13 protein-coding genes and 1 riboswitch are annotated in these 14,096 nt (G+C 74.6%); of the genes, 5 read left to right on the top strand and 8 right to left on the bottom strand.

The annotated features are described in order from the left end of the window. Nucleotides 1-111: 111 nt before the first annotated feature. The 3 genes from gcvP to ACFWDO_RS09930 all read right to left on the bottom strand — a co-directional run bounded on the left by gcvP (nt 112) and on the right by ACFWDO_RS09930 (nt 5,172). Nucleotides 112-3,129, bottom strand: a complete 3,018-nt coding sequence (gcvP, locus tag ACFWDO_RS09920; protein WP_380318039.1) for an aminomethyl-transferring glycine dehydrogenase — start codon at nt 3,127-3,129, stop codon at nt 112-114. Nucleotides 3,130-3,344: 215 nt separating this feature from the next. Then, nucleotides 3,345-3,452: riboswitch (glycine riboswitch) on the bottom strand. Between the two features lie 78 nt (nt 3,453-3,530). After that, nucleotides 3,531-4,190: an HdeD family acid-resistance protein gene (locus ACFWDO_RS09925; protein ID WP_380318043.1), complete on the bottom strand. Its 660-nt coding sequence runs from the start codon at nt 4,188-4,190 to the stop codon at nt 3,531-3,533. A 73-nt stretch (nt 4,191-4,263) separates the two neighbouring features. Continuing rightward, nucleotides 4,264-5,172 carry a LysR family transcriptional regulator gene (locus tag ACFWDO_RS09930; protein ID WP_380318046.1) on the bottom strand — a complete coding sequence of 303 codons (909 nt, stop codon included), beginning with the start codon at nt 5,170-5,172 and terminating at the stop codon, nt 4,264-4,266. Between the two features lie 194 nt (nt 5,173-5,366). Between ACFWDO_RS09930 and ACFWDO_RS09935 the strand changes: the two genes are divergently transcribed. Next, on the top strand, nt 5,367-5,690 hold the full coding sequence (locus ACFWDO_RS09935; protein ID WP_380318049.1) for a hypothetical protein: 324 nt from the start codon (nt 5,367-5,369) through the stop codon (nt 5,688-5,690). Between the two features lie 22 nt (nt 5,691-5,712). Here the strand turns inward: ACFWDO_RS09935 and ACFWDO_RS09940 are convergent, their stop codons facing one another. The 3 genes from ACFWDO_RS09940 to ACFWDO_RS09950 all read right to left on the bottom strand — a co-directional run bounded on the left by ACFWDO_RS09940 (nt 5,713) and on the right by ACFWDO_RS09950 (nt 8,454). Further along, on the bottom strand, nt 5,713-6,204 hold the full coding sequence (locus tag ACFWDO_RS09940; RefSeq protein WP_380318052.1) for a DUF6328 family protein: 492 nt from the start codon (nt 6,202-6,204) through the stop codon (nt 5,713-5,715). Continuing rightward, nucleotides 6,201-6,983: an endonuclease/exonuclease/phosphatase family protein gene (locus ACFWDO_RS09945; RefSeq protein WP_380318055.1), complete on the bottom strand. Its 783-nt coding sequence runs from the start codon at nt 6,981-6,983 to the stop codon at nt 6,201-6,203. Before ACFWDO_RS09945 ends, ACFWDO_RS09940 begins: the two co-directional genes overlap by 4 nt. A 289-nt stretch (nt 6,984-7,272) precedes the next feature. After that, on the bottom strand, nt 7,273-8,454 hold the full coding sequence (locus ACFWDO_RS09950) for an aminotransferase class I/II-fold pyridoxal phosphate-dependent enzyme (protein WP_380318058.1): 1,182 nt from the start codon (nt 8,452-8,454) through the stop codon (nt 7,273-7,275). A gap of 83 nt (nt 8,455-8,537) precedes the next feature. Between ACFWDO_RS09950 and ACFWDO_RS09955 the strand changes: the two genes are divergently transcribed. Both ACFWDO_RS09955 and ACFWDO_RS09960 read left to right on the top strand, forming a co-directional pair. Continuing rightward, complete coding sequence (locus tag ACFWDO_RS09955) at nt 8,538-9,098, top strand: DUF1992 domain-containing protein (protein ID WP_380318061.1); 561 nt, start codon at nt 8,538-8,540, stop codon at nt 9,096-9,098. Nucleotides 9,099-9,105: 7 nt separating this feature from the next. Continuing rightward, entirely contained in the window at nt 9,106-9,750 is a 645-nt protein-coding gene (locus ACFWDO_RS09960) for an AAA family ATPase (protein WP_380318064.1), read from the top strand. A gap of 1 nt (nt 9,751) precedes the next feature. On the opposite strand, the gene ACFWDO_RS09965 is transcribed toward ACFWDO_RS09960, so the two are convergent. Then, entirely contained in the window at nt 9,752-10,159 is a 408-nt protein-coding gene (locus ACFWDO_RS09965; protein WP_380318067.1) for a RidA family protein, read from the bottom strand. Then, nucleotides 10,156-10,938: an IclR family transcriptional regulator gene (locus ACFWDO_RS09970; RefSeq protein WP_380318070.1), complete on the bottom strand. Its 783-nt coding sequence runs from the start codon at nt 10,936-10,938 to the stop codon at nt 10,156-10,158. The genes ACFWDO_RS09965 and ACFWDO_RS09970 overlap by 4 nt, the downstream gene beginning before the upstream one ends. A 162-nt stretch (nt 10,939-11,100) precedes the next feature. Between ACFWDO_RS09970 and ACFWDO_RS09975 the strand changes: the two genes are divergently transcribed. Next, a complete protein-coding gene (locus ACFWDO_RS09975) occupies nt 11,101-12,438 on the top strand; it encodes an amino acid deaminase (RefSeq protein WP_380318073.1) in 1,338 nt (445 codons plus the stop codon). A gap of 10 nt (nt 12,439-12,448) precedes the next feature. Continuing rightward, nucleotides 12,449-14,065, top strand: a complete 1,617-nt coding sequence (locus ACFWDO_RS09980; RefSeq protein WP_380318076.1) for an amidohydrolase family protein — start codon at nt 12,449-12,451, stop codon at nt 14,063-14,065. Nucleotides 14,066-14,096: the final 31 nt, after the last annotated feature.

The raw sequence follows: 14,096 nt of genomic DNA on the forward strand, positions 1-14,096 counted from the left end.
GGGGCCCCCGCACTGGGGGCCCCCGGGGGGGGGGCGGGGGGGGTGTTGGTGGGCGGGGGGTGGGGGCCCTGGGGGGGGCCGTCCGCGGCCCACCCCCCCCGCTCACAGCGGTCAGTGGGTGGGGGTCGGCTCCGCGTAGGACTCCAGCGGCGGGCACGCGCACACGAGGTTGCGGTCGCCCTTGGCGCCGTCGATGCGGCGCACCGGCGACCAGTACTTCCCCGCCCGCAGGCTCGGCAGCGGGAACGCCGCCAGCTCGCGCGAGTACGGGTGCGCCCACTCGTCGGTCATGAGGCTCGCCGCGGTGTGCGGGGCGTGACGCAGCGGCGAGTCGTCCGGCGTCCACTCCCCCGCCGCGACGCGGTCGATCTCGCCGCGGATGGCGATCATCGCGTCGACGAAGCGGTCCAACTCGGCGAGGTCCTCGCTCTCCGTGGGCTCGACCATGAGCGTGCCCGCCACCGGGAACGACATCGTCGGGGCGTGGAATCCGTAGTCGATGAGGCGCTTCGCCACGTCCTCGGCCGTCACGCCCGTCTCGGCGGTCAGCTGCCGCAGGTCGAGGATGCACTCGTGCGCCACCAGGCCGTTCTTCCCCGTGTAGAGCACCGGGAAGTACGGGTCGAGGCGCGACGCCACGTAGTTCGCGGTGAGCACCGCGTTCTTCGACGCCTCCGTCAGGCCGTCCGGCCCCATCAGCGCGAGGTACGCGTACGAGATCGGCAGGATGCCCGCCGACCCGTGCGGCGCCGCGCTCACCGGCGCGATCCCCTCCTGCGCGCCCGCGCCCGGCGTCGGGTCCGCCGGCAGGAACGGCACCAGGTGCTCCGCCACCGCGACCGGGCCCACGCCCGGGCCGCCGCCGCCGTGCGGGATGCAGAACGTCTTGTGCAGGTTCAGGTGCGAGACGTCGCCGCCGAACTCCCCCGGCCGCGCCAGCCCGACCAGCGCGTTGAGGTTCGCACCGTCGATGTACACCTGGCCACCGGCCTCGTGTACAAGGTCGCAGACTTCGCGCACGTGCTCCTCGTAGACGCCGTGCGTCGACGGGTACGTGATCATGATCCCCGCCACCTGCGGGCCGTGGTCCGCGAGCTTCGCGCGCAGGTCGTCGAGCTGGATCTCGCCGTCGTCCGCCGTCGCCACCACCACGACGCGCAGGCCCGCGAGAGCCGCCGACGCCGCGTTCGTGCCGTGCGCCGACGCCGGGATGAGCACGATGTCGCGGTGCTCGTCACCGCGCGAACGGTGGTACCCCTTGATCGCCAGCAGGCCGGCGAACTCGCCCTGCGACCCCGCGTTCGGCTGCACCGACACCGCCGCGTACCCCGTGATCTCCGCGAGCTGCGCCTCCAGCGTCGACACCAGCTCCGCGTAGCCCAGCGCCTGGTCCGCCGGCACGTACGGGTGGATGTCCGCGAAGCCCGGCCAGCTGATGGCCTCCATCTCTGCCGTCGCGTTGAGCTTCATCGTGCACGAACCCAGCGGGATCATCGTGCGGTCCAGTGCCAGGTCCTTGTCGCTCAGCGCGCGCAGGTACCGGAGCATCGAGGTCTCGCTGCGGTGCAGGTGGAAGATCGGGTGCTGGAGGTACGGAGTGGATCGGGTGACGTCCGCGGGGAGCTCGAAAACCCCTCGCGCGGACGCGTTCACGGGCGCCAGGGCGCCCTCCACTTCGGGAACTTCTACGTCCGCGCGAGGGGATTCCGAGCTCCCCGCTCCGCTCGTCGCCGCGCCCACCTGGCCGGTGACGGCCGCCAGGACTGCTGCGACGTCGGACTGGGTGGTGGTCTCGTCGCAGGCGATCTGTACGTGGTCGGCGTCTGCCTTGTACAGGTTGTAGCCCGCGTCCGCTGCGGCCGTGACCACCTGCTGCGCGCGGCCCGGGACGACGGCGCGGACGGTGTCGAAGAAGACGTCGTGCTCGACGGCGATGCCCGCCGCGCGCAGGCCGGCCGCGACGGCGGCGGCGCGGGCGTGGGTGCGCTCCGCGATCGCGCGGAGGCCGTCGGAGCCGTGGTAGACGGCGTACATCGAGGCCACGATCGCCAGGAGCGCCTGGGCGGTGCAGATGTTGCTCGTCGCCTTCTCGCGGCGGATGTGCTGCTCGCGGGTGGCGAGGGCGAGGCGCAGGCTCACCGCGCCGTCGGCGTCGGTCGAGACGCCGACCAGGCGGCCCGGGAGCTGCCGCTCGAGGCCCTTGCGGACGGCCATGAAGGCCGCGTGCGGGCCGCCGTAGAAGAGGGGGACGCCGAAGCGCTGCGCGGAACCGACCGCGACGTCCGCGCCCAGCTCCCCCGGAGAGGTGAGCAGCGTGAGGGCCAGCAGGTCGGCGGCGACGGTGACGAGCGCGCCGCGCTCCTTGGCCTCCGCGACCAGGCCGCGCGCGTCCAGCACGCGGCCCGACGCGCCCGCCTGCTGCACGACCACGCCCACGAGGTCGCCCTCCGGCAGCGCGCCGCCCGCGGCGACGACCGCGTCCAGGCCCGCCGCGAGGCCGCCGTCGAGGCCCGCCACGACGACGGGCAGCCCGATGGCCTCCGCGCGGCCGCGCGTCACGGCCAGGCTCTGCGGGAACAGGTCGGCGTCGAGCACGACGTAGCCGCTCTTCGCGCGCGAGGCGCGCCACATGAGGGCGACGGCCTCGGCGACGGCGGTCGCCTCGTCGAGCAGGGAGGCGCCGGCGATGGCCAGGCCGGTGAGGTCCTCGACGGCCTGCTGGAAGTTGAGGAGCGCCTCGAGCCGGCCCTGCGAGATCTCCGGCTGGTAGGGCGTGTAGGCCGTGTACCAGGCGGGGGACTCGAGCACGTTGCGTCGGATCACCGGGGGAGTGGTGGTGCCGTAGTAGCCGAGGCCGATCATCTGGCGCTTGACCTGGTTCTTCCCCGCGAGGTCGCGCAGGTGGGCCAGCACCGCGGCCTCCGAGCGGGCGGCGGGCAGGTCCAGCGGGCGGTCCGCGCGGATCGATGCCGGGACGGCGGCGTCGACGAGCGCGTCGAGGTCGGCGTGGCCGAGCTGCTCCAGCATCGCGGCGACCTCACGGCCCCGCGGGCCGATGTGCCGGTCGGCGAAGACGTCCGGGTCGACGCCGGTGCCCTGCGAGGGCAGGTCGTGCGGGGTGGTGGTCACGTCGGACGCTCCGAAGGTCGGGCCGGGCAGGCGGGGGACGGGCAGGTCCTCCCCGCTCTGTCATCCGACGCGCACACGTCGACCTGAGAGTTTTGCCGGTCCGCCATAGACGTCGCCGCAGGCGTGGCCTGCGACGTCGACGGGGCGCGCCGACTTGCACCGTCGGTGGGCCCGCACCGCCACGAGGACGATGCCGGGCCGCTTTCCAGAGTTGCCTCGCCGTGACGGTACGGGGTGCCTGAGAGATTCCCGGGGAGGGTTGCTCCTTCGGCGCCGGCCGGCCTCCATCGGGGGCGCGGCGCGAGCTCTCCCGTCGCGGTTCGAGCGGCTATGTGGCGGAGGCACCGGTCGGCGCCGCCGCGTTGTGGTGGCAGCCGTGCTGCCGTGTGACGCGGCCGATCCTACCCGGCCGCGCCGCTCGGCCGGGCCTTGCGGGCGTCCCGCGCACGGGTCCCCGTCGCGAACGCGCCCACCACCAGCACCGCGCCGGCGAGCACCAGGTACAGCGCCAGCAGCTGCGCCGACGTCGCGACGTCCGATCCGGGGCGCAGCAGCATGACGAGGCCGAGCACGATCCACAGGACCGCGTTGACGAGCTGCCAGTCCCACGACGCCGTCCGCAGCGCCCGCCCCCGCAGCGCCCCGATCACGCCGACGACGCCCGCCGCGCACGCCCACACCGCCACGACCAGGTACATCACCGGCCCGGTCATCGACGGCCACACGATGATGAGGACACCGGCGAGGAGGCTCACCACCCCGGCGATGAGGCGCCAGCTGATCTCGTCGCCCGCGCCCTGCGGGCGACCCGAGCGCTTGGTCGGGGCGCCCTCGACGGTGAGCAGCACGCCCTGCACCACGATCAGCGCCCCGACGAGCCACCGCACCCAGACGAGCCCGCGGTCCGGGTTCGCGAACAGCACGATCCCCGCCGCGAGGTACAGCAGCGCGCGCAGGTAGACCAGGCCCCAGAGGCGCCGCGCGACGCCGAACGTCCGGTCGGACAGGGGAGCCGCCCCCGTGCCGGACGTGCCGGCCGACCCCGATGTCGTTCCGCTCATGCTCGCGATGCTAAGAGCGCTCCCGCCCGGTCGCGCGCCGGGGACCAGCGGCGTCGTCGGGCCGGGACGCCGCTCAGCCGAGCTCGAGGTCGCGCGTCACCTCGACCATCGCGTCGACGACGGCGCGCACGGCCGGGCCCGGCTCGTGCCGCGTGGCCCGGTGCCGCGCGGCGATCCGCCGGGTGCCGAGGCCGGCGAGCCGCGCGACCTCGACGCCTTCCGGCACGTCCCCACCCTGCAGGGCGAGCGCCGGCAGCATCGCGACGCCCTGGTTCGCCGCGACGAGCGCGAGCGCGGTGTCGAAGTCGAAGAACCGGTGCCGCTGGCTGACGCTCGTCCCGAGGGTCCGGGCCAGACGGCGCAGCGCGCGGTCGGACGCCGTGTCGGCCTCGGCGCCCACCCACTGCAGGCTCGCCAGGTCGTCGAGCCGCTCCGGCATCGGCAGGCCGGCCGGCACGACGACGCACCACGGCTCGTCGAGCAGCGGCACGTCGTGCACGCCGCGCGGCGCGGGGGAGTCCATGTCGGCGTCGCGCTCGAGGAGGATCACGTCGAGGTCGCCGGCGCGCAGCATCCGGATCGCCTCGGCGGGCTCGTGCTCGCGCACGTCGACCTCGACGCCGGGGTAGCGCTCCGCCAGGTCGAGCAGCATGGGCGCGACGACGGCGCGGATCGCCGTCTGGAACGCGCCGAGGACGACGCGGCCGCTCACGCCCTCGCCGAGCGCGGCGATGGCCTGCCGGGCCTCCAGCAGCTCGGCCTCGATGCGCTCGCCCGCCTCGGCCAGGACGCGGCCGGCCGGGGTGAGGGTGACGCCGCGGGGCCCACGGTCGAGGACAGCGAAGCCCTCCTCGGCCTCCAGGCGGGCGATCTGCTGGGAGACCGCCGACGGGGTGACATGCAGAAGATCTGCTGCCGCGAGCACGCCCCCGGCGCGGTGCACGGCAAGGAGGAAGGCAAGTCTCCGTGGGTCGGTGGCCATGTAGGAATACTACATACCTCTCGGAGAAGGATTTGATTGTGCTGAACGCGGTTCGTGCCGCAGAATCGTTTCGACGCCAGGCCGGTGCATCGCCCCGGCCCCCGGTCCGTCCGGGGGGCGGCGTCCACATCCCTCAGCTTCTTCCTCTGCCGTGGCACACCTGTGCCCCGCCGACCTACCCGGAGGTGCCCGTCATGACGATCTCCCTGCTGACCGTGATTACTGCCCTCGGGTGGGGCGGCGCCCTCGCCGGGCTCGTCGCCTACGGGATGGTGAGCAAGGGCCGCTGGACCGCGAACTCCTTCGCGTTCCAGGTCACGAACATGGCCGGCGCCGTCGTCATGACCGTCGTCGCGGGAGTCAACGGCGTGTGGCCGTCCGCCGCCGCGAACGTCGCGTGGATCGTCATCGGCGCGCAGACCCTGGTCACGGTCCAGAAGGCCCGCGCCGCCGGCCGCCGCGAGCAGGAGGACGTCGCGCGGGTCGAGTCGGCCGCGCAGGTCGACCTCGCCGCCTGACCCCGGCCTCCCATCGAGGGCGTCAGGACCGACGCCGGACGACCGCGGGCACCACGGCCCACAGCCCGAGCAAGACGACGGCTGCGGCGCCGCCCACGACGAGCCCAGCCGCCCGGCCCACGACGACGTCGAAGATCAGCAGCGCCGTCCCGGCGAGCGCGACGGCGAGCAGCACCAGCCCGGCGCGCGCCATCCGGTCGCCGCCCGTGACCACCGAGCGCTTGAGGTGCTTGCGGAACAGCGCCCGGTGCAGCGCCACGGGCGCCACGAGCAGGCCCGTCGTCGCGACGCACACCAGCACGAGCACCAGGTACACCCCGCGCTGGTAGTCGTCGAGGTCACCGAACCGCGACTGGAACGGCAGGATCAGCAGGAACCCGGTGAGGATCTGCACGCCCGTCTGCATGACGCGCAGCTCCTGCAGCAGCTCGTTCCAGTTGCGGTCGGACCGCTGCTCCGGCGTCTCCGGGCGGCGGTCGGACCGCCCGGGCGTGCCGATCGGATCCTCGGTCATCGCGGCTCGCCGCCCTCCGCGCCGAGCGTCACGTCGACGACGACGGCGCGGTGGTCGCTGACACCCAGGTCGACGGCGCGGGCCGCAGCGAGCGCGGCCACCGGCCCGTCGGCCAGCGCGTGGTCGATGCGGAGCCGCGGGCGCGCCCGCGGGTAGGTCGGCACGTGCACCAGCTCGCGCCAGCCCGTGCGGCGGGCGGGCACGTCGTCCCGGGTGTTCAGGTCGCCGAGCAGCACCAGGGGCCGCGGCGCGTGCCGCAGGCGGCGCCGGAGGCGGTGGAGCTGCCACGTCTTCCAGGGGTCCGCCCAGGACAGGTGGGTCGCGACGACGGTCAGCGGCCCCTCGGGCGTCTCGACGGCGGCCGCGACCGCCACCCGCGGCTCGTCCGCGCCGAAGGGCGGCAGCCCCGGCACGTTCAGCCCCGGCAGCCGCATCGGGTGCCAGGCGCGCACAGGGTGGCGGCTGAGGAGCGCGACGCCGTACCCGTCAGGCGCGGGGGAGCGGCCGTCGTCGGTCAGCGCGACGGCCCGCGACCTGCGACGCCGCCCGTCGAGCGGGCCCCGGAGCGCGGGGACGAACCGGTGCTCCGGCATCCTCAGTACCTCCGCGAGGCGGTAGGTCTGGGCCTCGCCGCCCGAGCGCCGCTGCCCGTGGTCCACCTCCTGCAGCGCGAGGACGTCGGCGTCTAGCGCGGCGAGCGCGGCGCCGAGCCGCGCGAGGTCCACCCGCCGTCCGTCCACCACCGCGTGCTGGACGTTCGCCGTCACGAGCCGGATCATCCACCCCTCCGTCCGCCGCGCTGGCCCGGACCTCCGCGAGGTAGTCCCGATCCCGCCGAGGTAGTTCGAGATCTCGCGAGGTAGTTCCTGTCCTCGCGAGGTAGTCCGGATCTCGGCGAGGTAGTGCGAGCCTCCCGCACGACGTGCGACTTCGCACCCACGACCGGGGAGAACCGTGACTACCTCGCCGTGATCCGCACTACCTCGCGGAATTTCGAACTACCTCGCGGGGCCAAGAACTACCTCGCCGAATTGCGCACTACCTCGCGGGGACGGGACCGGCTCGGCGTCAGAGGGTGCGGTGCCAGGCGACGATGCGGTCGACGGCGCGGGTGACGACGTCGGGGGCGGCGGCGAAGGAGAGGCGCACCCAGTCGCCGCCGTGCACGGAGTCGAAGTCGGCGCCCGGCGTGATCGCCACGTCGCCCTCGGCGAGCAGACGGCGGCAGTAGGCGACGGAGTCGCCGCCGACGGCGTCGCGGAAGCCGGCGACGTTCCCGTACAGGTAGAACGCGCCGTCCGCGGGGGCGACGGGCCGCCAGCCGAGCTCGTCGACGCGGTCGAGCAGGGCCTCGCGCGACGCCGCGTAGCTCGCGACGTTGTCGGCCGCGGCGGCGTACCCGGCGGGGGAAAACGCCGCGACACCGGCGTGCTGCGCCAGCGCGGGCGGCGAGAGGGCGACGTTGCCGGCGAGGGCGTCGACGGGGCCGACCAGCTCGTCGGGCAGCACGAGCCAGCCCAGACGCCAGCCGGTCATCGCCCAGTACTTGGAGAACGAGTTCACGACGACGGCGCCGGAACCTGTGTACATCGCGGCGGTGGCCTGCTGTACATCGGTCGAGTAGGCGATGCCGTGGTAGATCTCGTCGCTGATCAGGCGCACGTCGTGCTCCTCGCACCAGCGCGCGAGCGCGGCCAGCTCGGCGGGCGGCAGCATCGTGCCGGTCGGGTTGGCGGGGGACGCCACGACCAGGCCGTCGAGCCCGCCGTCGTAGTACGCCTCCATGAGCTGGGAGACCGTGGGCTGGTACCGGGTGTCCGGGCCGCAGTCGAGCTCCACCACCTCGCACCCGAGCGCCGCGAGGATGTTCTTGTACGCCGGGTAGCCGGGGCGCGCGAGCGCCACGCGGTCGCCGACGTCGAACGCCGCGAGGAACGCGAGCAGGAACCCGCCGCTCGACCCGGTCGTCACGGCGATCCGCGCCGGGTCCACCTCGACGTCGTACCAGCGCCGGTAGTGGCCGGCGATCTCCTGACGCAGGGCGGGCACGCCCATCGCCTCCGTGTACCCGAGGTCCGCGTCCCGCAGGAGGGAGGCGGCCTTCTCGCGGACGACGTCGGAGGCGCCGGTCGACGGCTCGCCCGCGCAGAGGTTGAGCACGTCGTGCCCGGCGGCGCGCCGCTCGTTCGCGGTGGCCAACACCTGCATGACGGCGAACGGCGGCACGTGGCTGCGGCGCGAGACCTTCATACCGCCATCATGCCGGGTCACCTCGCCGCGACGCCGCCGGGCCCACCCCTAGGCTGGAAGCAGCCGACCCGAGGGGAATGCCGATGTTCCGACGACGCCGCAACCAGGAGAGCGAGCAGGACGGCGACCCGGCGCGCCGTGCCGCGCAGTACCGGGTGGACCGGGAGGCGGCCGCCGAGGCCGCGGCCGCGGAGGACGCGGGCGACGCCGCACCCGAGGAGGCCGTCGGGCCGGGCCGCGCCCAGCGCCGCATGGACGACCGCGCCCTGTGGGTGGACACCGTCGTCGACCAGGCGATCCGGCGCGGAGAGTTCGACGACCTGCCGCTGGAGGGCAAGCCCATCCCCGGCCTGCGCGGCACGCACGACCCGGACTGGTGGCTCAAGAACCTCGTGGAGCGCGAGCAGATCACCGGCGTCCTGCCCGCGGGGCAGCTGCGTCGGGACGACGCCGAGCTCGACGAGACCCTCGACCGCGAGCCCGAGGAGGCGCGCGTGCGCAGCATCGTCGAGGAGTTCAACGCGCGCGTGGTGGACGCGCGCCGCCAGCTCATGGGCGGCCCGCCGGTCGTGACGCCCACGCGCGACGTCGAGCGCGAGGTGGCGCGGTGGCGCGAGCGCCGTCGCGCCCGCGGGATCTTCTGAGCGCGCCGTGGGAGACGTCGTCGTCGTGACGGGCCCGCCGGGCGCGGGCAAGTCCGCCGTGACCGCCGCGCTCGCCGACCTGGCCGGGCGGTCCCTGTTGCTGGAAGCCGACTGGTTCTTCGGCCGCTGGCGGCGCGGCGGCGTCGACCCGTGGCTGCCGGAGGCAGCGTCGCAGACGGTGGTGGCGGGGCGCGCGGCACTCGCCGCGACGGTCGAGCTCGCCCGAGCGGACGCCCTCGTCGTCTACGACGGCGTGCTGCACGCGGGCGACGCGCGCGAGCTCGCGACGCTGGCCGCGGACGCCGGCGCCGTCGTGCACCGCGCCGTCCTGCTGCCGCCGGTCGACGTCTGCCTGCAACGGGTGGCAGCCCGCACCGGGCACGGCTTCGACGACCCCGTCGCGACGCGCTCCATGCATGCCGCCTTCGCGGCGGAGGCGGACGGCGTTCCGGCGCACGCGGTCTGGAGCGGCACCGACGCCTCGCCGCGGGAGGTCGCCCGTGCGATCCGCGACCGGGTCACCACGGGCGCGCTGCGGGTGCCGGTGCACGACGGCGCCCTGCCACGCCCGGAGCACGCGGCCGTCGGCGTCACGGGGACCGTCGGCGCTGCTCGCGGGCGCGGAGGGCGCCGCAGGCTGATCGAGGGCTAGCTCACTCGACGTACGCGAGCGCGTCGATCTCGACGAGCATCTCCTCGCGCGGCAGGCCGACCATCACGGTGGTGCGCGACGGGAGCACGGCGTCCGGGCCGAGGCGCTCGGTGAGGAAGGCGCCGTAGGCGTCGTTCATCGCGGCGAAGTCGTCACGGGTGGTGAGGTAGACGCGCAGCATGACGACGTCCGCCATCGTGCCGCCGCCGGCCGTCACGATCGCCTCGACGTTCTGCAGCGTGCGCGTGGTCTGCGCGGCGACGTCGCCCGGGTAGAGGTACTCGTTGGTGGCGGGGTCGACGGGGCCCTGGCCGGAGACCTGGAGCAGGTTCCCGACGCGGACACCCTGGTGGAAGGTGTGCGCGGGGGCGGGCGCCTGATCGGTGGAGATCGCGGTCTTGGTGGTCATGCCGGGGTCCTTTCGGTGGATGGCGTGCGGGGCGCGTCGTGCCCCGCCCAGTCGTCCTCGACGGCGGCGGCGGTCGCCGTCACGAGGGGGACGAGGTCGCGGACCCCGTCCAGGTCGAGGATCACGTCGGGCACGGAGACGGACACCGCTGCCACGATCGTGCCGGACGCGTCGCGCACCGCCGCGCCGACGCAGTTGACGAAGGGCTCGTGCTCGGCGGCGTCCTGCGCCCAGCCCTGCTCGCGCACGCGCGCCAGCTCGGCGCGGTACGCGTCGGCGTCGGTGAGGGTGCGGGGCGTGTAGGCGTGGAAGTCGGTGGCGCCGAGCAGCTGGGCGAGGCGGCCCTCGGGGAGCTCGGAGGCGAGCACCTTCCCGACGGCGGTGGCGTGCAGCGGGGCGGGCAGCCCGAGCTCGGAGTACATGCGCACGGAGCTGGTGCTCTCGACCTTCGCGACGTACACGGGTCGCGTGCCCTCCAGGACGGCGAGGTGCACGGCCTGCCCGCCGGTGTCGCGGCCGAGCCGCTCCAGGTGGGGGAGGGCGACGTCGCGCACGGCGTGCCCCTCGAGCGCCTGACGACCGAGCTCGAACAGGCGCGAGCCGAGCGAGTAGCGGTGCCGGTCGTCGCGGCGCACGAAGCGCTCGTCCTCGAGCGCGCGCAGCAGACGCAGCACGGTGGTCTTGTGGACGCCGAGCTCCTGGGCGAGGTCGTCGAGGGTGCGAGGGCCCTGTCCGAGGAGGCCGACGATCCGCAGCGCACGCCCCACGCTCTGGCTCAACGGACCCTCCCTGACCTGCCTCCCGGCTCGCGGTCGCCCACCGCCGGGGACATGCTCGAACTCGTGCTGGATTGACGGCACGACCGGCGCGATGTTAGCAAGGTGCGTCATCATGCGCAACGAACGTTGCGCTATACGCAACGCAGCGGGGAGGGTCTGTCGATGGACCGCACCGGAGCCGACGACGCCTGTCGGATCGACCGTGAGAAGGTCGCGCAGCGCGACGCCGAGCAGGTCGGCTGGCGTCACAAGGCGCTGCCGCCGGACCTCTGGGGGCTCACCGTGGCGGAGGTCCGCGAGCGCCGGCCCCGGCTGTCGGAGCTCCCGACGCCGCTGCTCACGCTGTCGCGCACCGCCCTCGACACCAACCTGCGCGTCATGGCCGACTGGTGCGCGGAGCGCGGGCTCGACCTCGCGCCCCACGGCAAGACGACGATGTCGCCGCAGCTGTGGGCCGAACAGCTCGACGCTGGCGCGTGGGCCATCACGGTCGCGAACCCGTTCCAGCTCGGCGTCGCGCTCGAGTTCGGCGTCGGCCGCGTCATGGTGGCGAACAGCGTGATCTCGCCGCTGGCGCTGCGCTGGATCGCCGACGAGCTGGCCGCCGACCGCGACCTGCGCGTGCTGGTCTGGGCGGACTCGCCGGCCACGGTCGACCTCATGCACCAGGCGCTCGCGGCGCACGTCGCCGCCGCCGGCTCCCGTCCCCCGATCGACGTGCTCGTCGAGCGCGGCGGCGCCGGCGGTCGCACGGGCGCCCGCGACCTCGAGACCACGCTGTCGGTCGCCGAGCGCGTCGTCGCCTCCCCGCACCTGCGCCTCGCCGGCGTCGCCGGCTACGAGGGCGCGCTCGCCCACGACTCCGACGCCCACAGCCGGGACGTGGTGCGCGGCTACCTGGACGACATGGTCGAGGTGCACCAGCGCCTCGCCGAGGCCGGCCGCTACGAGGTCGACGTGCCCGTGGTGTCCGCGGGCGGCAGCGCCTACTTCGACCTCGTCGACGAGGTCCTGTCCCCGCTGACCACGCAGGGCGCACGCGTCGTGCTGCGCAGCGGCGCGTACGTGGTGCACGACGACGGCTTCTACCGCCACATCTCGCCGCTCGGCGAGGAGCCGCGCACCGGCGGGCCGGGGTTCCGCAGCGCCATGCACGGCTGGGTGCGCGTCACCTCGCAGCCCGAGCCGGGCCTCGCGCTCTTCGACGCGGGCAAGCGCGACCTGCCCTTCGACGAGGGCCTGCCCGAGGCGCAGCTCCGCCGCCCCCGCACGGCAGGGGAGGACGCCTCGCCGGTCACGGGTGTGCAGGTCACGGCCCTGAACGACCAGCACGGCTTCCTCCGCTGGGAGGGGGACGCGCCGGTGGCCATCGGCGACGAGCTGCGGCTCGGCCTGTCGCACCCCTGCACGGCGATGGACAAGTGGTCGCTCGTGCCGGTGGTCGACGACGCCGACGCGGCCGACCCGGTCGTCGTCGACCTCGTGCGCACGTGGTTCTGAGGACGGCGCGATGACCGCCGACCTGCTGGTCCGGGACGCCCTGGTGCTGGACGGCACGGGGGCGCCGGGCGTCGTCGCCGACGTCGCCGTCGAGGCGGGGCGCATCACTGCCGTCGACCCGGGCCGGTCCGACGTCCGCGCGGCGGGCGCGCGCCGCACGGTGGACGCGGCCGGCCGCGCCCTGACGCCGGGTTTCATCGACATGCACGCGCACTCGGACGTGCAGATCCTGGCCAACCCGGACCACATGGCGAAGGTGAGCCAGGGCGTCACGCTCGAGGTGCTGGGCCAGGACGGGCTGTCGTTCGCCCCGGTGGATGACCGCACCCGCTCGGCGATCCGCGCGCAGATCGCGGGCTGGAACGACGACCCGCCGGGCTTCGCCTGGGACTGGGAGTCGGTGGCCGGCTACCTGGACCGGTTGGACCGGGGGATCGCGTGCCACGCCGCGTACCTGGTGCCGCAGGGCACGCTGCGCCACCTCGTCGTCGGGCCGGACGAGCGGCCCGCCACGACCGAGGAGGTCGCCCGGATGGGCGAGCTGCTCGCGCAGGGGATGCGCGAGGGCGCGCTCGGCATGAGCAGCGGGCTCACGTACACGCCCGGCATGTACGCGGACGACGCCGAGCTCGCCGCGCTGCTGCGCGTCGTCGCCGCGCACGGCGGCTACTACAGCCCGCACACCCGGTCGTACGGCAAGGGCGCCCTCGAGGCGTACGCGGAGATGATCGACCTCGCGCGGGCCACGGGCTGCGCGCTGCACCTCACGCACGCGACCATGAACTTCGCGCCCAACAAGGGCCGCGCGGGCGACTTCCTCGCCCTCGTCGACCGGGCTCTCGACGACGGCGTGGACGTCACGCTCGACACCTACCCGTACCTGCCGGGCTCGACGACGCTCAGCGCCGTCCTGCCGAGCTGGTCGTTCTCCGGCGGCCCGGACGCGCTGCTGGCGCGGCTCGCCCACCCGGCGGTCCGCGCCCGGATCCTGTACGAGGTCGAGCACGTGGGCACCGACGGCTGCCACGGGTGCGTCGCCGAGTGGGACACCCTGGAGATCAGCGGCGTACAGAACCGTGCCCTCGACATGTACGTGGGCCGGACGATCGAGCAGATCGGCCGCGACGAGGGCCGCGCCCCCGGCGAGGTCTTCGTCGACCTCCTGGTCACGGACCGGCTCGGCACCACGATCCTGCAGCACGTGGGCCACGAGGAGAACGTGCGCGCGATCATGCAGCACCGCGTGCACTGCGGCGGCTCCGACGCGATCCTCGTCGGCGGCCGCCCCCACCCGCGGGCCTGGGGCACGTTCCCGCGCTACCTCGCGCGGTACGTGCGCGAGCTCGGCGTCCTCACCCTCGAGGACTGCGTGCACCACCTCACGGGCCGCCCCGCCGCCCGGCTGAGACTGACCGACCGCGGCCTGGTCCGCCCCGGCTACGCCGCGGACCTCGTGCTGCTCGACCCCGACACCGTCCAGGACAACGCGACGTTCGCCGACCCGCGCCAGCAGGCGTCGGGCATCGACCTCGTCCTGGTCGACGGCGTCGCCGTCATCGACGACGGCGCCCGCACCGACGCCCTTCCCGGCCGCGCCCTCCGGCGCACCGGGAGCGGCACCCGCTGACGTCCACGCCGACGCGGACACACAGACAGGA

Origin of the sequence: Isoptericola sp. NPDC060185 (assembly GCF_042728595.1) — a bacterium.
Classification (GTDB): Bacteria; Actinomycetota; Actinomycetes; order Actinomycetales; family Cellulomonadaceae; genus Isoptericola.

What these genes read in the sequence shown, in the direction of transcription:
- ACFWDO_RS09925 (WP_380318043.1), bottom strand. Translation starts at nt 4,190, where the DNA reads ATGAGCGGAACGACATCGGGGTCGGCCGGCACGTCCGGCACGGGGGCG.
- ACFWDO_RS09930 (WP_380318046.1), bottom strand. Translation starts at nt 5,172, where the DNA reads ATGGCCACCGACCCACGGAGACTTGCCTTCCTCCTTGCCGTGCACCGC.
- ACFWDO_RS09935 (WP_380318049.1), top strand. Translation starts at nt 5,367, where the DNA reads ATGACGATCTCCCTGCTGACCGTGATTACTGCCCTCGGGTGGGGCGGC.
- ACFWDO_RS09940 (WP_380318052.1), bottom strand. Translation starts at nt 6,204, where the DNA reads ATGACCGAGGATCCGATCGGCACGCCCGGGCGGTCCGACCGCCGCCCG.
- ACFWDO_RS09945 (WP_380318055.1), bottom strand. Translation starts at nt 6,983, where the DNA reads ATGATCCGGCTCGTGACGGCGAACGTCCAGCACGCGGTGGTGGACGGA.
- ACFWDO_RS09950 (WP_380318058.1), bottom strand. Translation starts at nt 8,454, where the DNA reads ATGAAGGTCTCGCGCCGCAGCCACGTGCCGCCGTTCGCCGTCATGCAG.
- ACFWDO_RS09955 (WP_380318061.1), top strand. Translation starts at nt 8,538, where the DNA reads ATGTTCCGACGACGCCGCAACCAGGAGAGCGAGCAGGACGGCGACCCG.
- ACFWDO_RS09965 (WP_380318067.1), bottom strand. Translation starts at nt 10,159, where the DNA reads ATGACCACCAAGACCGCGATCTCCACCGATCAGGCGCCCGCCCCCGCG.
- ACFWDO_RS09975 (WP_380318073.1), top strand. Translation starts at nt 11,101, where the DNA reads ATGGACCGCACCGGAGCCGACGACGCCTGTCGGATCGACCGTGAGAAG.
- ACFWDO_RS09980 (WP_380318076.1), top strand. Translation starts at nt 12,449, where the DNA reads ATGACCGCCGACCTGCTGGTCCGGGACGCCCTGGTGCTGGACGGCACG.